This window comes from uncultured Roseovarius sp. (genome assembly GCF_947489715.1).
Classification (GTDB): domain Bacteria; phylum Pseudomonadota; class Alphaproteobacteria; order Rhodobacterales; family Rhodobacteraceae; genus Roseovarius.
Window position 1 is genome coordinate 165,757 of the sequence record NZ_CANLER010000007.1, and the last position, 20,579, is coordinate 186,335.

The window sequence follows — 20,579 nt, forward strand, 5'->3', positions numbered from 1 at the left end:
GAAAAACCTCCCATTTGATTTTGGATTTGTCCTCGAAGCGCCGAAGCGGATTTAGCCGACATGGAGGTCCAAGCTGGGTGGCGCAGTCTTGATAGTCAGGCAACGGGGCCGCTCCAATCCTTCGCAAAAACAGCTTTCCTGACGAAAGAGCTCGCAGCGATCATATCAATGAGAGGTCCGGGTCTTGAAGAGACCCTCCGGTCTGGTGCAGCATCCGATAAAGAGGTGCCGCTTTTTCCGCGCGCCAGATCAGAATGACAACAGGGCATCAGCGCATGAGCAGAACCAACCCGATCGGCGTGGCTGAAATCGAAGCGGCGCAGGGCACGATTGCGGGGACGGTGCATCGCACGCGGATGGAACGTTCAACCGATCTGAGTAACAGGCTGGGCGTGCCGGTTCATCTTAAGCTGGAACACCACCAGCGCACGGGATCGTTCAAACTGCGCGGCGCGACCAATGCGGTGCTGTCGCTGTCGGACGAAGAACGCAAACGCGGTGTGGTGGGGGTATCGACCGGCAATCACGGGCGCGGGCTGGCCTATGCGGCGCGGCAGAACGGGGTGCGCTGCATCGTTGCGATGTCGGAACTGGTGCCGCAGAACAAGATTGACGGGATCAGGGCGCAAGGCGCCGAGGTTCGGATCATCGGCTGCAGCCAGGACGATGCCCAGATCGAGGTCGACCGGCTGGTCGCCGAAGAAGGCATGACCATGATTCCGCCCTTCGATCATCCGGGTATCATCGCCGGGCAGGGCACGCTGGGGCTGGAACTGGCCGAGGATCTGCCCGATCTGACAACCGTTCTGGTGCAGCTATCGGGCGGCGGGCTGATCTCGGGCGTGGCGGCAGCACTCAAGGCGCGTCTGCCAGAGGTCCGCGTGATCGGCGTCAGCATGGAACGCGGCGCTGCGATGTTTGAATGCCAGCGGGTGGGCAAACCCATGATCGTGCCGGAACTCACAACGCTGGCCGACAGTCTGGGCGGCGGTATCGGGCTCGACAATGAATACACCTTTGCCATAACCCGCGATCTGGTGGATGACATCATTCTGGTCAGCGAGGCCGAGATCGCGCAGGCTATCCGCCACGCCTATTGGCAGGAACACCAGATCATCGAAGGCTCGGGCGCGGTCGGCATCGCGGCGCTGCTCAGCGGCAAGGTGAAACCAGACGGGCCAACAGCCGTGATTCTGAGCGGTGGCAATATCGACATGAACCTGCATCACCGGATCATCTCGGGCGAGGATGTTGACGTGACCCAGACGACAGAGGAGGGCTAGATGCCGGATATCAAGATACTGACCGAGGGTGAGCTGCGCGATCTGGTCCCGCTGGATATTGCTGCAGTGACGTGCATTGAACAGGGGTTCACCACACTGTCCGGCGGCAAGGTGGTGATGCCGCCGATCATGTCGTTGCCGATCCATGAACATAACGGCGAAGTGTGTGTGAAATCCGCCTACGTGCCGGGAATCGACAGTTTCGCCATCAAGATGAGTCCCGGTTTTTTTGACAATCCAAAGCTGGGCCTGCCCAGCACGTCGGGTCTGCTGGTGCTGTTTTCAAGCACGACGGGCGTGCTTGAGGCGCTGCTTTTGGACAATGGCTATCTCACCGATGTGCGCACCGCCGCCGCCGGGGCCGTTGCCGCTCGCCATCTTGCCCGCAAGGACGCCACACGTGCCTGTATCATCGGCGCAGGTGTTCAGGCGCGGTTGCAACTCAAGGCGCTGACTTTGGTGCGCAAGATGACAAGTGCCGTGATCTGGGCACGGGATAGCGCCAAGGCCGAAGCCGCCGCCGTCGATCTGCGCTATGAGTTGGGGATCGACGTCAGCGCCAGCGCTGACATCGCCACTGCCGTGGCTTTGGCAGATATTGTCGTCACCACAACGCCTTCGTCGACGCCGCTGATCCAAGGTGATTGGGTGCAACCGGGGCAGACCATCATCGCGATGGGATCCGATCAGGAACACAAGGTCGAACTGCACCCGGACTGCCTCGCCAGGGCGACGCTTTACGTGCCCGACAGCCAATCGCAATGCGCTCTCAAAGGCGAGTTGCGCAGCGCCCTCGAAGCAGGTGTTTTCCCTGCTGCTCGTCAATTCGCCGATCTGGGCGATGTCACCTCCGGCAAGGCCCCCGGTCGCCAATTGGACAGCGATATCACCATCGCCGATCTGACCGGCACCGGCGTTCAGGACACCGCTATCGCGACCCTCGCCCGTCAGCGCGCCGAAGCGGCAGGCCGTGGCACCAGTTTCACCAGTTAACCCAGCGGAGCCCTTGATGCCGACACCCAAACTCCATTTCAGTCGCGACGAATTCAGCCAGCGCATCGGCCGCACCCGCACCGCCATGCAGGATCGCGGGCTTGACCTGCTGATCGTCACCGATCCGTCGAACATGAACTGGCTGACCGGTTATGACGGCTGGTCCTTCTATGTGCATCAATGCGTGGTGCTGGGCCTCGATGGCGAACCGATCTGGTACGGGCGCGGGCAGGACGCCAATGGTGCGCTCCGGACCTGTTTTATGGATCCCGCCAACATCATCGGCTACCCCGACCACTACGTGCAATCGACCGAACGCCACCCGATGGATTACCTCTCGGCGCAGCTGACGGACCGCAAGCTGGATCGCGGCAGCATCGGGGTCGAAATGGACAATTACTGGTTCACGGCGGCGGCCTTCGCCTCGTTGCAGCAGCACCTGCCCAACGCCACCTTCGCCAATGCCAACGCGCTGGTGAACTGGCAGCGGGCAATCAAATCCCAGACCGAACTGGACTACATGCGTACCGCAGGCCGGATCGTGGGCCGGATGCACGAACGCATCTTTGAGCGCGTGGAACCGGGCATCCGCAAATGCGATCTGGTGGCCGAAATCTACGATGCCTCGCTGCGCTATGACGCGCAGATCGGGGGCGGTGGCGATTATCCGGGTATCGTGCCGCTGCTGCCCTCGGGCTCGGACGCCGCCGCGCCGCACCTGACCTGGGATGACGCGCCGATGAAATCAGGCGAGGGCACGTTTTACGAGGTCGCGGGCGTCTACCGCCGCTACCACTGCCCGCTGTCGCGCACCGTCTTTCTGGGCAGGCCGACCCAGACCTTCCTGGACGCCGAAAAGGCCGTGCTCGAAGGTATGGAGGCCGGGCTTGAGGCCGCGAAAGAGGGCAATCTTTGCGAGGATATCGCCAACGCCTTCTTTGCGGTGCTGGGAAAATACGGCATCACCAAGGACAGCCGCACCGGCTATCCGATCGGTGTCAGCTACCCGCCCGACTGGGGCGAACGCACCTTCTCGCTGCGCCCCGGGGACAAGACCGAACTACGCGAGAACATGACCCTGCACTTCATGACAGGTCTCTGGATGGAGGATTGGGGGTTCGAGATTACCGAAAGCATCCGCATTACCCAAACCGGCCATGAATGCCTGGCGAATGTGCCGCGCAAGATGCTGGTCAAGGATTGACGAATAGCCACTCGGGCGGCGGGCGCGTCACTTCCCGCGATAGAGAATGAAATCGGGCAGAAATGTCAGGCTGCGCATCAGCCACGAAAACGGGGCTGGAAAATCCGTTCGAAAGCGGTTCGACCGCATCGCTTTCACCACCCGTTTCGCCGCGTCCTCGGGGGTCATCAGCATCGGCATCTTGAACTCGTTTTTTTCGGTCAGGCGGGTCTTGATGAAACCGGGATTGACGATGCGGACAATGACGCCGCTGTCTTTCAGATCATGGCGCATGGTTTCGGCCAGGCTGATCAGGGCCGCCTTGCTGGCCCCGTAACCGATCGCGGCAGGCAGCCCACGATACCCCGCAAGCGACCCTATCAAGGTGATGTCCCCATGACCGCGTTTCAGGAAGTGCGGGACGGTCTCGCCCAGCACACGCACCGCACCGGTAAAGTTCACATCGCACATGGTCAGCGCGGCGGCGGACCCCCACTCAATACTGCGCATCGGCTCATAGGCACCCGCGTTGTAAATGATGCCGTCCACGTCGCCCAGCGATGCCGCGGCCCCGCGCACCGCCTCAAGGTCGGTCACGTCAAGCGGGACAGCGCGGGCCCTAGTCAGCTCAGCCGCCAGGCTTTCCAGCCGTTCCGCATTGCGGGCCGACAGGATCAATTGCGCGCCAGCCGCATCAAGATCATGCGCCAGGGCGCGTCCCAGCCCCTCGCTGGCGCCAATCAGCCAGTAGGTTTTCCCTGAAAATTCGTTCACGGCTGCTTTTCCTGAAAACTGTTGCTGTCCGAAATCAGGGTCGATGGCGGCGGTGGCGTCTTCAGGAAAGGCGCACGTTTGACCCAGAGGATCAGTGCCTGCCAGTAGATCAGCGTCACGACACGGGCCGCACCAAACGGACGCCGCAGCGCCGCCCAGAGCAGCGATGCGCTGGTGGCAGGGCGGCGATCACCGCTAAGCGTTGCCAACACACCCTCATTGCCGCGCTGGTAAGAAATCCGGATGTCAAAGGCGGCATCCGTCATGCCGAAATTAAAACTGTATTGCCCGGCCACTTGCTGGAATGGCGACACATGCATCAGCTTTTCGGCCATGATCGTGTCCGCCTTTTCAATCGGGCGAAAATCATCATGGGCGCAGAAATAGCAATGCCGATGCCCGAACGTATTGTTGACCTCGGCCACAAAGGCACAGGGCCGTCCCTCACGCAGCGCGATCCAAAAGCTGACCGGGTTGAAATGAAACCACAGAAAGCTGGGCTGTGTCAGCAAAACCAGCCGGACACCGTCAAGCGGGAACCCGCGTTCTGACAGAATGTCACGAAACCATGTGGCCCCCGATCCATGGCCGCGCGGGCCCCCATGCCGCCGATCCCAAAGCGACCAGAGGTTGAACCGGTTGCGGGAAAAAAGCCGCGGGTGGGATGTTTCCGACAGATCGCACAGCACATAGTCAACGCCATATCTGAAGGCGTTTTTCAATGCACCGCGCCGGGCGTGATAAGTCTGGCCTTGGATATGTTCCATCATCGTTTTCTTACTACGTGCCGTGCCTCGGGTTGGATCAGCCTGTGCACCAAAAATCCATGCCGATGATCGGTCAACGCGTGTGGCGAAAAATCCCCTAACATCGTTTTTTCGCAGTATTTTTTGATCCAGCGGCGGAAGGCCCGCGTATTTTCCACATGACTACCACGTAATGAGGACAATATGTTCGACCAACAGTCATCGACTGGAAAAAAGATTGCAATCGTGGGCGGGGGGATTTCGGGCTTGTCGGCGGCCTATTATCTGTCGGACCGCCATGATGTCACGCTTTTCGAAACGGCGCCACGCCTGGGCGGCCATGCGCGCACCGTGCTGGCAGGTAAGAACGGCGATCAGCCTGTCGATACCGGTTTCATCGTGTTCAACTACGCCACCTATCCCTATCTGACCCGTCTGTTCAAAGAACTCGACGTGCCGGTCATCAAAAGCGAGATGAGCTTTGGCGCAAGCATCGACAATGGCAGGCTGGAATATGGCCTGAACAGCCTGCGCTGCCTCACTGCGCAGAAACGCAACCTCCTGCGACCACAATATTACAAGATGATTGCCGACATCCTGCGCTTTGGTAAGCGCGCCGAAGAGGCGGCGACCGATGATGACAAGACCATCGGAGAGCTGGTTCAGGAACTGGGCCTGGGCGATTGGTTCCGGCATAACTACCTGATGCCGATGTGCGGTGCGATCTGGTCGACCCCTGTCGATGATGTTGACCAGTTTCCTGCAAAATCCCTGGTTCAGTTCTTTCGCAACCATGCCCTTCTGGCGGGGTTGGGCAAACATCAGTGGTGGACGGTCAAGGGTGGCAGTATCGAATATGTCCGCCGGCTTGAAGCAGCACTGCTGTCACGCGGCTGCACCATCCGGACCGGCACAGCCGTCGCGCGGGTAAAACGCAACCCCTTTGGCTTGGACCTTTGGGACGCGCAGGGCGCATTGCAATCCTTTGATGAAGTGATCCTTGCCTGTCATTCCGATCAGGCGCTTGAAATTCTGGGCGACGACGCGACGCCCGACGAGACCGCGTCCCTTGGTGCCATCCGGTATCAGGCCAACCGCGCCGTGTTGCATTGTGATCCGGGGCAGATGCCCAGACGGCGGGCCTGTTGGTCAAGCTGGGCCTACCGGTCGCAGGATGGCGCGATTGGGGTGACCTACTGGATGAACAAGCTCCAGAACATCCCCGAGGATGATCCGCTATTTGTCACGCTCAACCCGCCCGGCGAAATCCCCGCCGACAGGATCTATGATAGCGTTGATTTCGCTCATCCGGTTTTTGACCGCCCCGCCCTGCAAGCCCAGGCGCGCCTTCGCGAGATGCAGGGCAACAACAAGACCTGGTTTGCCGGTGCCTATAACCGGCACGGTTTTCACGAAGACGGCATTGCCAGCGCCATGCGTGTTGTTCGCATGATCAACCAAGGCTTGCCCACGAAAGGAACGGAAATTGCGCTTCACGACCAGAGCCCTGAAATCGGAATTCCTGTCGACCTGCGAGCGCCTGCATGAAGGCCAGCTGACCCTGCGCACCCCTGAAGGGGAATGTTACCGTTTCGGCACCACGGGCTCCGAGGTCGAGATGGAAATTCGCGACTGGGCGGCTGTGTCCGCGATGGCGGCGCATGGCCAGGTTGGATTGGGCGAAGCCTATGTGCAGGGCATGTGGGACACCCCGTCGGTCGAAGAGTTGATGAAGGTGGCGATGCTGAACCGCGATCACCTTGGCGGCTACGATCAGGCCAGCACTTTCAACCGGGCAAAATTCCGCATCGTCGATTCCGTCCTACGCGCCAACACGCGCAAGGGGGCACGCAAGAATATCCGGTCGCATTATGATGTGGGCAACGAATTCTACCAGCTCTGGCTGGATGACGGGATGACCTATTCCTCGGGCATCTTCGACGCCGATACTACTGATCTGGGGCAGGCGCAGACCCGCAAGAATGCGCGTGTCCTGTCACGGCTGGGCGCGGGTGAGCGCGTGCTTGAGATCGGCTGCGGCTGGGGCGGTTTTGCCGAACACGCGGTGGATCAGGGCCGTGATGTGACCGGGGTCACCATCTCTCGCAATCAGCACAGCTATGCGGAATGTCGCCTGGACGGGCGTGCAGACATCCAGTTGCGTGACTACCGCGACATCGAAGGGCGATATGACAATATCGTCTCGATCGAGATGATCGAAGCCGTTGGCGCGAAATACTGGCCCAGTTATTTTTCCGTCCTGAAACGTAACCTGGCCGAAGGCGGGCGCGTGCTGTTGCAGGCGATCACCGTCAAGGACAGCTTTTTCGAAAGATACAAAGCCTCCTCCGATTACATTCGCCAATACGTTTTTCCCGGCGGCATGCTTCTGTCGGATAACGTGATTGCGGCACAGGCCAGGGATGCCGGTCTGGAGGTGCGCGACAATTATGCCTTTGGCCAGGATTATGCCCGCACCTGCCGCATCTGGGCCGACCGCTTTCGCGCGCAACATCACAAGATCGCCGAGCTGGGCTATGGCGAGGCATTTTTCCGCAACTGGCAATATTACCTTGAGATTTGCGCCGCCTCCTTCGCCATCGAGCACACCAATGTGGTGCAGGTGGAACTGGCCCATGCGTAAACTGGTATTCGCATTCTGCCTTCTGATGGGCGCGGCACCGGTTCAGGCACTGCCCCTGTCGTCGGTGCTTGACGATGCCGAGTTGCGCGGCACGGCGACCTTTCGCTACCTGGGCTTCCCGCTCTATCGGGCGCGGCTTTATACCAGCGGCGGGGCGGCGTTGAACTGGCAGCAGGATTTCGGGCTTGAACTCAGGTATCTGCGGCGGCTTTCGCAAAAGGATCTGGTCCAGGCGACACTGCGGGAAATGAAGCGGATCGGCAACGACGCCCCCGTCGAGGACCAGTTGTTGCGCTGCTTCGATGCGGTGGGCAAGGGTGACCGCTATCTTGCGGTGACCGATGGCCCCGACAAGATCGGGTTCTGGCGCAATGGCAAACGGGTGTGCACGCTCAGCTATCCCCGGATCAAAGAGCGATTCATGGAAGTGTTCCTGGGTGAAAACACGCAATCGCGCGCCTTCACCCGCAGGCTGAAGGGCGGATAATGACCTATCCGCGCGTCAGCCTTTACGCCCTGATGCTGGCGGCGGCCGGTATACCGCTTTACATCCACCTGCCGCGCTTTGCCTCCGTGAACCTTGGCATCTCGCTGGGGGTGATCGGCACCGTCCTTCTGGTAATCCGCCTGATTGACCTGGTGCAGGATCCGCTGATCGGCTGGGCCATCGACCGCTGGCCGCGCGCCCAATCCCTTTTTGCCATGCTGGCCGCCGGCGGGCTGGCGATCGGGTTTCCGCTGCTCTTCGCGCCGCGATCCGGACCCAATGTCGTGACCGAGCTTGTGGCCATTCTGGTGCTGCTCTTTTCGGCCTACAGCCTTGGTATGATCCTGCTCTATGGCCGCAGCGCGACACTGGCCAAACGGCCCGAACCGCAAGAACTGATGACGCTCGCCGCCTATCGGGAAAGCGGCATGCTGGCGGGCGTGGTGATCGCGGCGATTGCGCCGGCGGTCTTCTTGGGGCTGGGGGCCGGAGGGCAGGGGTATCCTGCCTTTGGCCTCTTTTTGGGCGCGCTCTCCATCCTGATCGCCATCCTCACGCTGCCCGCGTGGCGCCGCCCCGCGATCATCGGCGAACGCCTGTCGCTGGCGGGTCTGGGTGATGCGGGGGCTTTCCGCCTGCTCCTGCTGGCACTGGTCAACAGCCTGCCCGTGGCCATCACCTCGACCCTCTTTCTGTTCTTTGTCGAAGACCGCCTGCAATTGCCGGGCAAGGCCGGGCCACTGCTGATCCTGTTTTTCCTAAGCGCCGGGATCAGCGTGCCGGTCTGGACCAAGATCAGCCGCCGGGTCGGGGCCAAAACAACGCTGCTGATCGCGATGCCGCTTGCGATCCTGGGCTTTGTCGGCGCGGCCTTCCTGGCCCCCGGCAACCTGGTCGGGTTCGCGGTGATCTGCATCGCCTCCGGCGCGGCGCTGGGGGCCGATATGGTCGTGCTGCCGGTCATGTTCTCGGTCGCGCTGACCCGCGCGGGCCTCAACGCTTCGACCGCGTTCGGCATCTGGTCCTTTGCCGGCAAGCTGGGGCTGGCCCTTGCCGCATTTGCCATGCTGCCCTTACTGGAACGCAACGGTTTCGCCCCGGGCCAGGTGAACAGCGTTCAGGCCCTCAGCACACTCAACCTTGCCTATGCCATCATTCCCTGCGTCCTGAAACTTGGCGCGCTGGCGATGGTCCTGACCCTGCCAACAGAGGAAAAAGGCCAATGACAACGCTGCTTGTCCTGCTATTGCTGATCGTCGCCGGTGTGGCGGCAAAGACCCTTCTGTTCAGCTTTCGCGCCCAGAAACCGGATGACTATGCCGGGTCCGGGCCCGCGTTTTCGCTCCGCGACGCTCTCTCTGGCCGCATCGCGTCCGAAGGGCTGATCTATGGCCCCAATGGCAGGGTGACCAACAGTTTCACCGCCGTGATGGAGGGGGCCTGGGACGGGAATACCGGCACGCTTAGCGAAGATTTCACCTATTCCAATGGTCGCACGCAGCAGCGCAAATGGTACCTGAAGCTGGGCAATGGCAACAGCTTCACCGCCACCGCTGACGATATTATCGGCGAGGCAAATGGCGTGATTTCGGGCTCGACCGTGCGGATGACCTACAAGATCGTGCTGCCGCCGCAGGCCGGGGGGCATGTGCTGTCGGTCACCGACTGGATGTACCTGACCCGCGACGGGGTGATCATGAATCGGTCCGAGATGCGCAAGTTTGGGCTCAAGGTTGCCGAACTCGTCGCTACCATGCGCCCGGAGAAAACCACCTGAGTGTGCGGTCGCGCCGCCAGCGTCTCGGCCAGTTTCACGCAGTGCTATATTGAGGGTCTGAGGGCTGATTCTGCTCTTGGATGCTGTCCGGTCCGCCAATCCCGCGTGGCTCCGATGCGCCAGTTACATTGCATTTTAGACGCTATTGTCTCCGTTTAACCGATTATTGGGCATTTTCCCGTTATGTTCCTTCCCGAGCAGTATGTCATGGAGACAAATATGAGTTTGCACACCCCTATTCCAACGCCGGTCAGCAGCAAGGAATTCATCACCAGTTATTTGGATGCGCTGGCGCTGGTTGAACGCTTGCATCGTCTGTTGCTTGATGTGGTCAAAGATGAATTTGAACGCGTCGGCGTTCTGGAAATCAACGCCGTTCAGGCCCTGTTGCTGTTCAATATCGGCGACAACGAAGTGACTGCCGGTGAACTGAAGACCCGCGGTTACTATCAGGGCAGCAATGTCAGCTATAACCTGAAGAAACTGGTCGAAATGGGTTACATGCACCACCAGCGTTGTGAAATTGACCGCCGTTCCGTTCGGGTGCGCCTGACCGAAAAAGGCCGCAACATCCGTGACGTTGTTGGCGGTCTCTTTGAACGTCATGCCGAAGGCCTGAAAGGCAAGGGCGTGCTGGGCGATGACGGGATTGATCAGATCACCTCGTCCCTGCGCCGGGTCGAACGCTACTGGACCGACCAGATCCGCTATATCTATTGAGGCAGTGAAACCCCGTCGGGCGCAATGTTCGGCGGGGCTTGCGATACAGTCAGGCCCGCAAGCTCGCGAATGAGCTTGCGGGTCATCGCACGTTCAAAGTCGTCGAAATCCTGGGCCACTTCGACAAAGGCGCCCGGACCACGAATGACCTGCGCCTGGTAATATTCCAGCAGAGTTTTCACATTGCGCAGGTTCTTGGTGGTATTGGCGCGCGCGGTGGGCACCACAACCAGCCCGTTGATGGTGATGCCGCCCGTGACCGCCTCGGGGATCAGGCCGGGATCAGGGCCGGTATTGGCAGGCCCGTCGCCCGACAGGTCAAGCGTGCGCTGCCAGCAATTCTGCCGTTGCTCCAACAGCCCCGCGCCATAAGCCATGGCCGCGCCAATGGCCGTGGACGGGTCCGTGTAGCTGGCGAAGGTACCTCTCAGCCGCGATGAAATGGCCCTGAGCTTTCCCGCATCATCTATCTTGGTCCAGTCCACCAGCAACCGGTGTTGGTTCAGACCGCTCCATTCAAAGATTGCCAGTTCGGCCGGGGCCTGGGGCACTGCCAGCAGCGCCTCCTGTACTTCGGGGGTCAGCAATGCTGCCGCCAACCCGTCAAGTTGCAGCCGGTATTCCTCGTCATCGACCGACCCCGAGACATCAAGCCCCAGCGCCAGCGCTATCCGGCACGCCCCATCCTGTGCCGCAACGGGAGCCCCCAGCCAGCACAACAAGGTCAGCGCACCGGCAAGAAACCTCACCCGCGCGGCTCTGGCAGGGGTGGGGCAGGGTGCGGCGCGCCCAGAAGCAGATCGCTGATCTCGCGGTGAAGCTTGCGGGTCATCGCCTCCTCGAACTCGCGAAACCCGTTGGCCACCTCGACAAAGGCAGACTTGCCGTATTTGACATGTCGGTCGTAATATTCCAGCACCCCGTCCGGCCCGCCGGTGATCACCAGCCCGTTGACGGTAACCCCCTCCATCGGGAAATGCCGATAGGCCGTGCGCGGTCCGTAGCCGTGGTTGTTCATCCCGTCGCCCGAGACATCAATCACCCGGCGCGTGCAGGCCGGTGCCCGGTCCAGCAGCAGCGCACCGTAAGCCACGCCATGCCCCAGCGCGGTGGGAAATTCGTCATAGCTGCGGGTCATCCCCGCCAGTGTGACCACCGCCCGGTCGATATCCGCGGCGCTGCGCAACCGCAGCCAGTCCAGGTGCAGTTTTTGTTGTGTGCGCCCGCTCCATTCATAGACCGCCAGCGCCACATCGCCCGACGCCCCGTTCAGGATCGCATGGCGCACATCTGCGGAATCCAGTGCCGCCGCCAGCCCGCGTCGTTGCAGATCATATTCATGCTGGTTGACAGACGAGGACACATCCAGCGCCAGCGCCAGCGCCAACCGGCACTCCGCCTGCGCCGCCCCGGCCAGCAAAAGCGCGGCCCCTATGGCCGCGGCCCTTACCAATGGCCCGTGTTCTCCATGCTGGCCCAAGGCTCTGCCGGGGGCAGGTTTTCGCCCTCCTGCAACAGCTCGATCGAAACATTGTCCGGGCTGCGCACAAACGCCATATGCCCGTCACGCGGCGGCCGGTTGATCACCACGCCATTGTCCATCAGGTGCTGACACATCTCGTAGATATTCCCGACCCGGTAGGCCAGATGCCCGAAATGCCGGCTGTCACTCGGCAACCCTTCGTCGCCATCCCAGTTATACGTCAGCTCGACCGGGCAATCCTCCTGCCCCTCGGGCGCCAGGAAAACCAGTGTGAACCGTCCCCCCTCATTGTCCCACCGCCGCGTCTCCTTCAGCCCCAGAAGCTTGAAAAACTTCACCGACGCCTCCAGATCCTTGACCCGGACCATCGTGTGCAGATACCTGACTTTCATCGCACCCCTCCTGTTGCGCTCCTGCTCCAAGGATAGCCCGCCGCGCCGCCATGTCGACCCCCATCGCCGCCCGCACCCACAGAATTAACCAAAGAAGTGTTGCCCTGTGCAAATCCCCTGATATTGTCGATACCCTCAGTACCCACCACCAGATATAGTAGACCCCGACTCGCCCGCCAGATAAAAGGACATACGACCATGCCGCTTAGCCCCGAACAGCAGGCCGAAATCGACGAACAGCGCAGTGCCACCCAGCAGACGCTCCGCGCCACCGCGCCGGGCATGGAACAACACCTCTATACCGCGCACCCGGTGCTGGATCACGGCTTTGTCCGCGTCATCGACTACATGGGCGACGACAACGCCATCACCCAGGCCGCGCGCGTGAGCTACGGCAAGGGCACCAAATCGGTCCAGAATGACGAAGGGCTGATCCGCTACCTGATGCGCCACTGGCACTCCACCCCGTTCGAGATGTGCGAGATCAAGCTGCACGTCAAGCTGCCCGTCTTCGTGGCGCGCCAGTGGATCCGCCACCGCACCGCCAACGTCAACGAATATTCGGCCCGCTATTCGATCCTGGACCGGGAGTTCTACATCCCCGCACCCGATGCGCTGAACGCCCAGTCGGTGATCAACAACCAGGGCCGGGGTGAGGCGCTGAGCGGGGACGAGGCCGCGCGCGTGCTGAAATACCTGACCGACGACGCGATGCGCTGCTATGACCATTACGAAGAGATGATCAGCGATGATGGCCAGCAGGGCCTTGCACGGGAACTGGCCCGCATGAACCTGCCCGCCAACGTCTATACCCAATGGTACTGGAAGGTTGATCTGCACAACCTTCTGCACTTCCTGCGCCTGCGCGCCGACGCCCACGCCCAGTACGAGATCAGGGTCTACGCCGACGCCATCTGCAAGATCACCGCCGACTGGGTGCCCTTCGCCTACAAAGCGTTCGAGGATTACCGCATGGGCGGCGCCACGCTCTCCTCCACCGCGCTCGACTGCGTGCGCCGGATGCTGAAGGGCGAGGCCGTCACGCAGGAAAACTCCGGCATGAGCAAAGGCGAATGGCGGGAGTTTGAGGGAGTGATTGGATGACGGAAAAGAAATTTGCGGAAACACTTTCAAAAGTACTTTCACCTTCACGTGCGATCACATCACCAGAGTTTTTACGTGGGCGTGAGAAGCGGCTTACCGAAATTGAGCGCGCTTTCGCTGTGCCGGGTCGACAGGTTTTTATCTACGGCTTGAGAGGTGTAGGAAAAACTTCACTCGCTCTCACCAGCGCTTATAAAATGCAGTCCGCGGATTCAGACATAATCAATGTCATTTGCTCGGAAGGCGATACGTTTTTTAGCGTGATCCAATCAGTTGCCGAACAAGCTTTGCCAACTGATCCAAGAACTATAAAAAGCTCTGAGAAAGTGACCGGAAAACTGGGTACTAAAGGCTACGGTATTGCTGCTGAAAAATATATTGAAACCGGTAGAGTGCCCGAGCCGTCGACATTAAATGAAGCACTAAGCCTGATTGAGTTTTGTTCAAATGCGCATTCCGACATACCAGTATGCGTTATTGATGAGTTTGAGAGTATCAAGGACCACCCTTCTCACTCTCAGTTTGCTCGATTTCTTAAAGGTGTTGCAGATCGCTGTATTTCTCTAAAGTTCATTTTTTGTGGAATCGCTGAGTCGGTTGAGGAAATTTTCGTTTCGCATGGTTCAGCCCATCGGTATCTGCACACAGAGTCTTTGGAGAGGATGCCTTGGGAAGCGCGATTTGAAATAATAGATTTTGCTGCTTCTTCAGTCGGAATCGAAATAGATAGAACAACGAAAATCCGCATCGCGGCTATTAGTGATGGGTTTCCATATTTTGTTCATGAAGTCACTGCAAAGTTGTTATGGCAGTGCTTCGATCGTGGTTACCAAAATGGAATGCAAACGGTCGCTGCTGATTTTACAGCCGCGTTGGAATCCGCAATAGCAGGCATCGAACTTGAATTCAAAGGTCCTTACGACCGAGCGGTAGAGAAATACAAAACTGACGGTGAGTACATTCTTTGGGCATTGGCTGACACTCATGAACTAAAACGCAATTTGGGTGAGATATATAAGAGCTATGTAACAATTTGTCGGCAACTCGATCACCCACCGCTGGAAAAGCAAAAGATGAATGTCCGTTTGTCAAGTTTCAAGAGGGATAGCTTTTCGAAAATAATCTCAAGCGACCGGCGTGCTTGGTATGAATTTCCGCAGAAAATGATGCGAGGCTATGCCCGCCTTCGTGCATCTAGAAAAGACATACATTTGGACCCAGACCATCCCTTGGGCTGATGCTGCAAGCGTATGATGGGCGCCAATCCACTATACGCATCACCAACTCTACCCGCGCGGAACCAAGGCCGTAGGCCGCCGCGCGATCGCCAGCCCGCCCACACGGTCTGGCGATTTGGAGGGGTTGGCGCAACGTTCTTAAGTTCTTCTGATTTGGAGGGATAAACTGCCCGCCACCACCGTTGCATCGCCATCCCGCGGTCTGGCGCTCGCGCGGCTTGCGCATGATCCGTAGGGTGGGGTTTCACCCCATCATCCCGATAACCAACACCCTCGCATCGGTGGGGTAAAACCCCACCCTACATTTCCCGGGAAGCCATCCACACAGGCTCACCGGGTACCGCCTTTTACCACCGCGCTAAAGTTCAAATTACAACCATAAGGGGTAAGGTTTCCCTGACTGGTCACGCCCCCGCCGCTTTCGCTACAGTCCCATCGCCCGATTATTTTTCAAGGGCAGCAACTTTTCAGAGAAAGGAATTTACCCAATGCCACAGGAATATTTTGTTCCGATGAAAATGAAAAAGGTCAAAGGCGGCACCAAGCTGCATGGCCAGTTCATCGTCGACGGCGATGTCACGATCAGCAACTCTTCGTCCGATGATGACGATGACAAGCCGGTTCTGAATTTCGATCCGCGAGATCTCTTTTTCGAGGTCAAGTGGATCGCCTGGCCGGGCTCACCTTCGGCCGCGTTCGGGGCGTCGATGGGGTACGAGGTCGTCTCACCCGATGATTTCAGCTATCCACCGCCCCGCAAATAGGCGTGGCGCTTTGGCGTGATCATTTTGAAACGTCCCTTCGGGGGCGTTTCTTTCTGCGCCAAGGTCGGTTGCGCGTGGGACGTAAATCGGGAAAATATGCCCATGATATTGCCCGGAGGTTTCTGATGCGTTCCATTCTGATTTTTTCTATGGCCCTGTTTTTCGCACCATTGGTGCAGGCGCAGGGGGCGATCGAAAACCTCAGCGGTGCGGCCACAAATGCCCTCAATGCGATCCGCGCCCAGCACGGGTTGGCGGCGCTGCGGGCGGATAAAAAGCTGACCCGTGCCTCGGCGGTCCATGCGGAGGATATGGTGAAGAAAGGCTTCTTCAGCCACACCGGATCGAATGGGTCGACCATCGGAAAGCGCGCGCGCAAGCAGAGATACAAGTTTTGCGTGATCAGCGAAAACATCGCCAAGGGGCAAAAGGATCTTGATCAGGTGCTCACCTCGTGGATGGGCTCGCCCGGTCACCGCCAGAATATTCTGAATGCCGATGTCACGGATTTTGCGCTGGTGCGCGGCAGTGGCGATGTCTGGGTGATGATGTTGGGCCGGTCGGGGTGTTGATCCGGGTATTCCGTCGGGGCAGGGGCGTGCAGTAGGACATCTCCTTGGCGCCTGTTCGTGTGCTGTTGGCGTCCGGTGTCGGGCGCATGCCTCGGCGTGTTTCGCCACGCGACAACCCGTCAAAACGTACGGGTCGTACGGGGCCTCTGGCAAATGCCCCGATTTCCGTACGTTTTGGCCGTACAATACGTACGCTTTGTACGTTTTTTCGTCTCACACGCCTTGCGCTGCGATATGACTGATCCGCAGCAGCCTCTTGCCCGTATCCCTCTCAGGTTCCCCGCAGAAAAGAGCGTCACGCCCATGAAAATCGTTGTCCTCTACGTCGTCACAGCCCTTGTTTTCCTGGGCCTTGACGCGGTCATGCTGAAAAACGTCCTGCGTCCGCTTTTCGAAAGTCACATCGGCGATCTCTTGGCAGATACCGTCAACATCACCGCCGCGTTGATCTTCTATCTCTTCTATATCGCCGGCATCCTCTGGTTCGCCTCCCTCCCTGCATTGCGGGAAGGAAAACCCGTTAAGGCGTTGATATCAGGTGGTTTATTGGGGGCGATGGCCTATGGCACCTACGAATTTACCAACCTCGCCACCCTCAAAGGATGGCATTGGCAAATGGTAATTGTCGATGTCCCCTGGGGTGCTTTCCTGACCGGCGTTTCCGCTTGGGCGGGCGCTATAGTGGCCAGCGCCATGGGCTGGACGCCCCGGCGAAGGCCTTGATTTAAAAGCAAATACCTGGTTTGAGATCAGAGTAGCTTGAGGTCTCCAGCCATCTGGCGCCCATCGCGCCCGTCCTGAAGCTCGTAAGAAACCTTCTGATTATCGGCCAGCCCCGTCAGACCTGACCGTTCCACAGCCGAGATATGCACAAACACATCCTTGCCGCCATCTTCAGGTTCGATGAACCCGAAGCCCTTGGTGGTATTGAACCATTTCACGGTGCCATTTGGCATGCCGCTTCTCCTTCTTCACTTTTCGTCCCCGGGAATATGCCGGGCCATGCGACGAAGATTTCGCCGCGCTACCGATGATTGCATGGCCCCTGCAAAAAGCAAGTGAAACCCCGTGACCTTTGATCCCGAGGCGGTTATGGAGGGTCGGAAAAACGGGGAAAAGCAATGATAATTTATGGCCTGAAAAATTGTGATACATGTCGTAAGGCTTTGAAATCACTTCCAGAAGCACAACTGTGCGATGTCCACCAAGATGGTGTGCCCGACGACGTGCTGAAATCCGCCTATGCCACTTTCGGCGCCGCCCTTGTCAACACTCGTTCTACAACCTGGAGGGGGCTTTCGGAGGCTGAACGCGCTCTCGATCCAATGGAGTTGCTGAGGGTCTATCCAGCCTTGATGAAACGTCCACTGATCGACCATAACAACCAGCTTTACCTGGGCTGGACAAAGGACGTCCAAAGCGCCCTACTTGGATAATTGAGTGGGAATGAATATCTGGTTTCTACCAGACGGAGGGTATTGATGCGTAACGCAGCGTTGGTTTTGGGTATCATTGGCGGTGTTTTTGCCATGTTTGTTGGGTTTTTTGGCTATGGCTACACCGAGGCTGTCGCGCGCTATGGAGAGATTGAAGGTCTCGCCCGTCAGGTCGACAATATCGGTCTTATCCGAACTGCAAGCCTGCTGTCGCCGCTCCTTGCCATTGCAGGCGGGGCCATGGCCCGCGTCCGTGCCTTGTGGGGGGGCGTTCTGTTGCTGATCTCCGCCGGCTTGATGTTTTTTGCGTTTGGATTCAGCGTGTTCACCATGTTCCCGATCGGATTTACGCTTTTAGGCGGAGTGCTTGCGATTGCCGCCGGCAAGCCGGATGAGCCTAAAGCTCACTTTTAGGCTCGGCGTTATTGGCAAGCACGCGATCAATCGAGATCGGGCCGGCGCCTTTGAACACGACGACAAGCAAGAGGAAGACCCAAAGCGCGCGCTGATCCATGATGACAGAATCCGGTATTTTGTCGAACCAGGCGCCAAGGGTCTTGGCTTCGTTGATCACGCCGTGACCATAAAGATCAGTCAATGTCTGCATGCCGACAAAGCCGATCATGCCGAGTGCCGCCAGGCGACTGAACAACCCGATCACGATCAGCAGCGGTAGTAGAAATTCAGCATACGTACCCGCCAACACCACCAGTGTGTGGAAGATCGAGAGGTTTGAGATATCGTAATCCGCCGCCTCCATTACGCGCGGGAAGATCTGCGCGTAGGCATCGAATGACGGGCTGAACAAGCCAAAGAAGCCGTCCCCAAGTTTGGTTAGGCCTGACACCCAGAAATAGAACAGGAACACGGCGGCAAACAAAAAACGGGCGAGTGTCGGCAATAACCAATCAGCCCGTTCCAGCCGGTCAAACACCGCATTATGTAGAAAAATCAAGGTGTTCATTGGTCTTCTCCAGTCTTTATCCGGGTGATGGCCTGTGCGGACAAAAGCAGGCCCAAACCATGTGAAAGGTCAAAATCTTCTTCGGATTCGATTGCGGCTTCGTTGGCTTCGGGCAATGTTTCACCACGTAGAAGCGCGATGATGAATGCAGCGATGCCCGACGAAATCGGGGTGAGTTCGGGGTCGAATTCCGGGCGCAGGATCAGGACACTCTGCGCGCCACCCGTGGGTTTGGGGGACCCTTCTTCGAGATTGTAGGCCCAGATCTGGTGGATTGGCCAAGGCGATCTGATGACTTGCAGAGAGGGTGCGAGTTCAAGCCGGGCGGTCGCAAGTTCCTCTGGCGATAGTTCTTGCAGAACTTCGGGGTCAACGGGTGTTGCGTCAGCCGCGTGATAGGACACCCGAACGGCCTGTTCCAGCCGCGCCACGTCAGGCAGATAACCGATATGAGCGAGTGGTTCGAACCCGGCAAGAAAATCGGGAAACGCTGCACCATATTGCATCATGATCGGTGTTTCCGGTGGGTTTTGGCGCAAAAAGATACCTGCCAGACCTTTGAAGTTCTCTTCTCCCAGCAGTTTCACGATGGCCGGAAAGCTAAGCTCCAGCGCTTCGGTCAGGCTGACGGCGACGTTATTGCGATAAACGGAAAAGCGGCTTCCAGCGGGGTGGCCTACGCCGTCGCTCAACCCCTCGGGAACAGCTTCTGAGGCGTCCAGCAGGGCGGTGTGAAACGCCGTTTGTGAAACGCTCATGCCGGCACTTTCTGAAGAGCCGTGGCAGCGCGACGCGCCTCATCAGCCAATTCTGACCATTCCGGGATGTTTGCGTCCCATTCGATCAGGATTGGTCGTGGGCCGGAATGTTCCAGTGTGTAATCCAGCAATGTCCAAACCGGATCGGCGACTTCGCGTCCGTGGCTGTCAATTAGCAAAGGTGCGCCGTGATCATCGGTTTCTTCATCATGGCCGCCGAGGTGGATTTCTCCGACACGGGCCAGCGGGAAGGCGTCGATATAGGCGTAAGGATCAATCTTGAGGTTTGTGGCCGACACGAACACGTTGTTCACATCCAGCAGAAGGCCGCAGCCAGTGCGCTTGGCGACTTCATCAAGGAAATCTGTTTCGGCGTAGGTACTTTCATCAAACGCTAAGTAGCTTGAAGGATTCTCGAGCAGCATTTGGCGGCCGACGACCTCTTGCACTTGATCAATATGGTCGGTGACGCGGTTCAGCGTGGCTTTGGTGTAAGGCAGCGGCAGCAAATCGTTCAGGAAATGACTGTCATGGGTTGACCATGCCAAATGCTCCGAGAAGCTAGCCGGTTGCAGCCAGGAGCAAATATGCTTGAGACGGGCAAGATGATCGGTATCAAGGTCACATTCGCCACCGATGCTAAGGCCCACGCCATGCACAGAAATGGCAAAAAGTTCTGATAAGTGGCGGAGTTGTGCGATTGGGCGGCCACCATCGCCCATGTAGTTCTCTGCGTGGATTTCCAACCATTCGACCGGTGCAGCATCCTTCAGGATGTCGCTGAAATGCTGCGGTTTGTAGCCCACACCGGGGGCCGCTGGCAGCGCGGCGAAACGAGGGGAGTTATCCAGCATGACAATCGCTTTCGGAAAGAGGGAAAACGGAATTGGGGCGCGCGTACCTTTGCACGCGCGCCCCGGAATTTTTTAGGACGGCAGGTCGCGGCTAAGTTCTTCCAGCGAGCCTTCGCGTGCAGTGCCATCTGCCATTGCGGGCAGTTCGATTTCGGCACATGTGCCTGCGTCAACCAGGGTCCAGGCGTTGCCTTGGTAGTCGACGGTCGAGGTGCCCGCGCAAGTGGTGCCAGCACCAGCCTTGCAGCCGTTTTCACCGGCCAGAGCAACACCGTAGCATTTCTCTTTGCTAGCAGCGCTTGCACCAGTGGTGTGAGCAGCGATGGCTGCAGTTACGGCGCCGGCAATGGCTACGGTTTTCATGATCTTCGACATTCGGGTGTCTCCCTAAGTAGGTTACATCGCAT

26 protein-coding genes are annotated in these 20,579 nt (G+C 58.7%); 16 read left to right on the forward strand and 10 right to left on the reverse strand.

The annotated features are described in order from the left end of the window. Positions 1-275 precede the first annotated feature (275 nt). From eutB to doeA, 3 genes are read left to right on the forward strand one after another with little or no spacing between them, the layout of a single operon-like run. Positions 276-1,283 (forward strand): hydroxyectoine utilization dehydratase EutB, encoded by a 1,008-nt coding sequence (eutB, locus tag Q1B27_RS17355; RefSeq protein ID WP_299849248.1) that lies wholly within the window; start codon positions 276-278, stop codon positions 1,281-1,283. Next, positions 1,284-2,276, forward strand: a complete 993-nt coding sequence (gene eutC / locus Q1B27_RS17360) for an ectoine utilization protein EutC (protein WP_299849250.1) — start codon at positions 1,284-1,286, stop codon at positions 2,274-2,276. A gap of 16 nt (positions 2,277-2,292) precedes the next feature. Continuing rightward, a complete protein-coding gene (gene doeA / locus Q1B27_RS17365) occupies positions 2,293-3,480 on the forward strand; it encodes an ectoine hydrolase DoeA (protein WP_299849252.1) in 1,188 nt (395 codons plus the stop codon). A 27-nt stretch (positions 3,481-3,507) separates the two neighbouring features. Here the strand turns inward: doeA and Q1B27_RS17370 are convergent, their stop codons facing one another. Both Q1B27_RS17370 and Q1B27_RS17375 read right to left on the reverse strand, forming a co-directional pair. Then, a complete protein-coding gene (locus Q1B27_RS17370; protein WP_299849254.1) occupies positions 3,508-4,233 on the reverse strand; it encodes an SDR family oxidoreductase in 726 nt (241 codons plus the stop codon). Next, entirely contained in the window at positions 4,230-5,000 is a 771-nt protein-coding gene (locus tag Q1B27_RS17375) for a DUF1365 domain-containing protein (RefSeq protein WP_367181361.1), read from the reverse strand. The genes Q1B27_RS17370 and Q1B27_RS17375 overlap by 4 nt, the downstream gene beginning before the upstream one ends. Positions 5,001-5,183: 183 nt before the next feature. Between Q1B27_RS17375 and Q1B27_RS17380 the strand changes: the two genes are divergently transcribed. From Q1B27_RS17380 to Q1B27_RS17405, 6 genes are all read left to right on the forward strand, one after another. Beyond that, positions 5,184-6,527, forward strand: a complete 1,344-nt coding sequence (locus Q1B27_RS17380; protein WP_299849258.1) for an NAD(P)/FAD-dependent oxidoreductase — start codon at positions 5,184-5,186, stop codon at positions 6,525-6,527. Next, positions 6,466-7,623, forward strand: a complete 1,158-nt coding sequence (locus tag Q1B27_RS17385; protein WP_299849260.1) for a cyclopropane-fatty-acyl-phospholipid synthase family protein — start codon at positions 6,466-6,468, stop codon at positions 7,621-7,623. The genes Q1B27_RS17380 and Q1B27_RS17385 overlap by 62 nt, the downstream gene beginning before the upstream one ends. Beyond that, a complete protein-coding gene (locus tag Q1B27_RS17390; protein WP_299849262.1) occupies positions 7,616-8,110 on the forward strand; it encodes a hypothetical protein in 495 nt (164 codons plus the stop codon). The genes Q1B27_RS17385 and Q1B27_RS17390 overlap by 8 nt, the downstream gene beginning before the upstream one ends. After that, a complete protein-coding gene (locus Q1B27_RS17395; protein ID WP_299849264.1) occupies positions 8,110-9,336 on the forward strand; it encodes an MFS transporter in 1,227 nt (408 codons plus the stop codon). Before Q1B27_RS17390 ends, Q1B27_RS17395 begins: the two co-directional genes overlap by 1 nt. Continuing rightward, entirely contained in the window at positions 9,333-9,887 is a 555-nt protein-coding gene (locus Q1B27_RS17400) for a DUF3833 domain-containing protein (protein WP_299849266.1), read from the forward strand. The genes Q1B27_RS17395 and Q1B27_RS17400 overlap by 4 nt, the downstream gene beginning before the upstream one ends. 219 nt (positions 9,888-10,106) lie before the next feature. Continuing rightward, positions 10,107-10,607 (forward strand): winged helix DNA-binding protein, encoded by a 501-nt coding sequence (locus Q1B27_RS17405; protein ID WP_299849268.1) that lies wholly within the window; start codon positions 10,107-10,109, stop codon positions 10,605-10,607. Here Q1B27_RS17405 and Q1B27_RS17410 read toward each other — a convergent pair. Genes Q1B27_RS17410 through Q1B27_RS17420 form a run of 3 tightly spaced genes read right to left on the reverse strand, consistent with a single transcriptional unit; the run spans position 10,601 to position 12,482 of the window. Further along, complete coding sequence (locus Q1B27_RS17410) at positions 10,601-11,356, reverse strand: DUF1194 domain-containing protein (protein WP_299849270.1); 756 nt, start codon at positions 11,354-11,356, stop codon at positions 10,601-10,603. The genes Q1B27_RS17405 and Q1B27_RS17410 overlap by 7 nt on opposite strands. Beyond that, positions 11,353-12,060, reverse strand: coding sequence for a DUF1194 domain-containing protein (locus Q1B27_RS17415; protein WP_299849272.1), 708 nt, complete (start codon positions 12,058-12,060; stop codon positions 11,353-11,355). Before Q1B27_RS17415 ends, Q1B27_RS17410 begins: the two co-directional genes overlap by 4 nt. After that, a complete protein-coding gene (locus Q1B27_RS17420; protein ID WP_299849274.1) occupies positions 12,054-12,482 on the reverse strand; it encodes a VOC family protein in 429 nt (142 codons plus the stop codon). The genes Q1B27_RS17415 and Q1B27_RS17420 overlap by 7 nt, the downstream gene beginning before the upstream one ends. 198 nt (positions 12,483-12,680) lie before the next feature. Here Q1B27_RS17420 and thyX point away from each other — a divergent pair, with 198 nt between their 5' ends. The 5 genes from thyX to Q1B27_RS17445 all read left to right on the forward strand — a co-directional run bounded on the left by thyX (position 12,681) and on the right by Q1B27_RS17445 (position 16,883). Beyond that, positions 12,681-13,586, forward strand: coding sequence for an FAD-dependent thymidylate synthase (gene thyX / locus Q1B27_RS17425; protein WP_299849276.1), 906 nt, complete (start codon positions 12,681-12,683; stop codon positions 13,584-13,586). Next, a complete protein-coding gene (locus Q1B27_RS17430; RefSeq protein ID WP_299849278.1) occupies positions 13,583-14,824 on the forward strand; it encodes a hypothetical protein in 1,242 nt (413 codons plus the stop codon). The genes thyX and Q1B27_RS17430 overlap by 4 nt, the downstream gene beginning before the upstream one ends. Positions 14,825-15,312: 488 nt before the next feature. Then, positions 15,313-15,588 (forward strand): hypothetical protein, encoded by a 276-nt coding sequence (locus Q1B27_RS17435; protein ID WP_299849281.1) that lies wholly within the window; start codon positions 15,313-15,315, stop codon positions 15,586-15,588. Positions 15,589-15,713: 125 nt separating this feature from the next. Further along, a complete protein-coding gene (locus tag Q1B27_RS17440) occupies positions 15,714-16,160 on the forward strand; it encodes a CAP domain-containing protein (protein ID WP_299849283.1) in 447 nt (148 codons plus the stop codon). Positions 16,161-16,463: 303 nt separating this feature from the next. Beyond that, positions 16,464-16,883, forward strand: coding sequence for a DUF2177 family protein (locus Q1B27_RS17445; RefSeq protein WP_299849285.1), 420 nt, complete (start codon positions 16,464-16,466; stop codon positions 16,881-16,883). Between the two features lie 26 nt (positions 16,884-16,909). Here Q1B27_RS17445 and Q1B27_RS17450 read toward each other — a convergent pair whose 3' ends face one another. Beyond that, positions 16,910-17,116: a cold-shock protein gene (locus Q1B27_RS17450; RefSeq protein ID WP_299849287.1), complete on the reverse strand. Its 207-nt coding sequence runs from the start codon at positions 17,114-17,116 to the stop codon at positions 16,910-16,912. 165 nt (positions 17,117-17,281) lie between these two features. Between Q1B27_RS17450 and Q1B27_RS17455 the strand changes: the two genes are divergently transcribed. Next, positions 17,282-17,596, forward strand: a complete 315-nt coding sequence (locus tag Q1B27_RS17455; protein WP_299849289.1) for an arsenate reductase family protein — start codon at positions 17,282-17,284, stop codon at positions 17,594-17,596. A gap of 45 nt (positions 17,597-17,641) precedes the next feature. Further along, positions 17,642-18,010 carry a hypothetical protein gene (locus Q1B27_RS17460; protein ID WP_299849291.1) on the forward strand — a complete coding sequence of 123 codons (369 nt, stop codon included), beginning with the start codon at positions 17,642-17,644 and terminating at the stop codon, positions 18,008-18,010. Here Q1B27_RS17460 and Q1B27_RS17465 read toward each other — a convergent pair. From Q1B27_RS17465 to Q1B27_RS17480, 4 genes are all read right to left on the reverse strand, one after another. Then, positions 17,994-18,560, reverse strand: a complete 567-nt coding sequence (locus Q1B27_RS17465; RefSeq protein WP_299849293.1) for a DoxX family protein — start codon at positions 18,558-18,560, stop codon at positions 17,994-17,996. The two genes, Q1B27_RS17460 and Q1B27_RS17465, sit on opposite strands and share 17 nt — an antisense overlap. After that, positions 18,557-19,318: a DNA-binding domain-containing protein gene (locus Q1B27_RS17470; protein ID WP_299849295.1), complete on the reverse strand. Its 762-nt coding sequence runs from the start codon at positions 19,316-19,318 to the stop codon at positions 18,557-18,559. Before Q1B27_RS17470 ends, Q1B27_RS17465 begins: the two co-directional genes overlap by 4 nt. Then, positions 19,315-20,172 carry a DUF692 domain-containing protein gene (locus tag Q1B27_RS17475; RefSeq protein ID WP_299849297.1) on the reverse strand — a complete coding sequence of 286 codons (858 nt, stop codon included), beginning with the start codon at positions 20,170-20,172 and terminating at the stop codon, positions 19,315-19,317. The genes Q1B27_RS17470 and Q1B27_RS17475 overlap by 4 nt, the downstream gene beginning before the upstream one ends. A 72-nt stretch (positions 20,173-20,244) precedes the next feature. After that, positions 20,245-20,547 carry a DUF2282 domain-containing protein gene (locus tag Q1B27_RS17480; protein ID WP_299849299.1) on the reverse strand — a complete coding sequence of 101 codons (303 nt, stop codon included), beginning with the start codon at positions 20,545-20,547 and terminating at the stop codon, positions 20,245-20,247. Between the last annotated feature and the right edge of the window lie 32 nt (positions 20,548-20,579).

Excerpts from the sequence above, each read along its gene's own strand:
- Q1B27_RS17440 (WP_299849283.1), top strand. The coding sequence starts at position 15,714 with ATGCGTTCCATTCTGATTTTTTCTATGGCCCTGTTTTTCGCACCATTG.
- Q1B27_RS17445 (WP_299849285.1), top strand. The coding sequence starts at position 16,464 with ATGAAAATCGTTGTCCTCTACGTCGTCACAGCCCTTGTTTTCCTGGGC.
- Q1B27_RS17390 (WP_299849262.1), top strand. The coding sequence starts at position 7,616 with ATGCGTAAACTGGTATTCGCATTCTGCCTTCTGATGGGCGCGGCACCG.
- Q1B27_RS17475 (WP_299849297.1), bottom strand. The coding sequence starts at position 20,172 with ATGCTGGATAACTCCCCTCGTTTCGCCGCGCTGCCAGCGGCCCCCGGT.
- Q1B27_RS17455 (WP_299849289.1), top strand. The coding sequence starts at position 17,282 with ATGATAATTTATGGCCTGAAAAATTGTGATACATGTCGTAAGGCTTTG.
- Q1B27_RS17375 (WP_367181361.1), bottom strand. The coding sequence starts at position 5,000 with ATGGAACATATCCAAGGCCAGACTTATCACGCCCGGCGCGGTGCATTG.
- Q1B27_RS17470 (WP_299849295.1), bottom strand. The coding sequence starts at position 19,318 with ATGAGCGTTTCACAAACGGCGTTTCACACCGCCCTGCTGGACGCCTCA.
- Q1B27_RS17405 (WP_299849268.1), top strand. The coding sequence starts at position 10,107 with ATGAGTTTGCACACCCCTATTCCAACGCCGGTCAGCAGCAAGGAATTC.
- eutB (WP_299849248.1), top strand. The coding sequence starts at position 276 with ATGAGCAGAACCAACCCGATCGGCGTGGCTGAAATCGAAGCGGCGCAG.
- Q1B27_RS17430 (WP_299849278.1), top strand. The coding sequence starts at position 13,583 with ATGACGGAAAAGAAATTTGCGGAAACACTTTCAAAAGTACTTTCACCT.
- doeA (WP_299849252.1), top strand. The coding sequence starts at position 2,293 with ATGCCGACACCCAAACTCCATTTCAGTCGCGACGAATTCAGCCAGCGC.
- Q1B27_RS17465 (WP_299849293.1), bottom strand. The coding sequence starts at position 18,560 with ATGAACACCTTGATTTTTCTACATAATGCGGTGTTTGACCGGCTGGAA.
- Q1B27_RS17460 (WP_299849291.1), top strand. The coding sequence starts at position 17,642 with ATGCGTAACGCAGCGTTGGTTTTGGGTATCATTGGCGGTGTTTTTGCC.
- Q1B27_RS17395 (WP_299849264.1), top strand. The coding sequence starts at position 8,110 with ATGACCTATCCGCGCGTCAGCCTTTACGCCCTGATGCTGGCGGCGGCC.
- Q1B27_RS17450 (WP_299849287.1), bottom strand. The coding sequence starts at position 17,116 with ATGCCAAATGGCACCGTGAAATGGTTCAATACCACCAAGGGCTTCGGG.
- Q1B27_RS17480 (WP_299849299.1), bottom strand. The coding sequence starts at position 20,547 with ATGTCGAAGATCATGAAAACCGTAGCCATTGCCGGCGCCGTAACTGCA.
- Q1B27_RS17380 (WP_299849258.1), top strand. The coding sequence starts at position 5,184 with ATGTTCGACCAACAGTCATCGACTGGAAAAAAGATTGCAATCGTGGGC.
- Q1B27_RS17400 (WP_299849266.1), top strand. The coding sequence starts at position 9,333 with ATGACAACGCTGCTTGTCCTGCTATTGCTGATCGTCGCCGGTGTGGCG.
- eutC (WP_299849250.1), top strand. The coding sequence starts at position 1,284 with ATGCCGGATATCAAGATACTGACCGAGGGTGAGCTGCGCGATCTGGTC.
- thyX (WP_299849276.1), top strand. The coding sequence starts at position 12,681 with ATGCCGCTTAGCCCCGAACAGCAGGCCGAAATCGACGAACAGCGCAGT.
- Q1B27_RS17420 (WP_299849274.1), bottom strand. The coding sequence starts at position 12,482 with ATGAAAGTCAGGTATCTGCACACGATGGTCCGGGTCAAGGATCTGGAG.
- Q1B27_RS17435 (WP_299849281.1), top strand. The coding sequence starts at position 15,313 with ATGCCACAGGAATATTTTGTTCCGATGAAAATGAAAAAGGTCAAAGGC.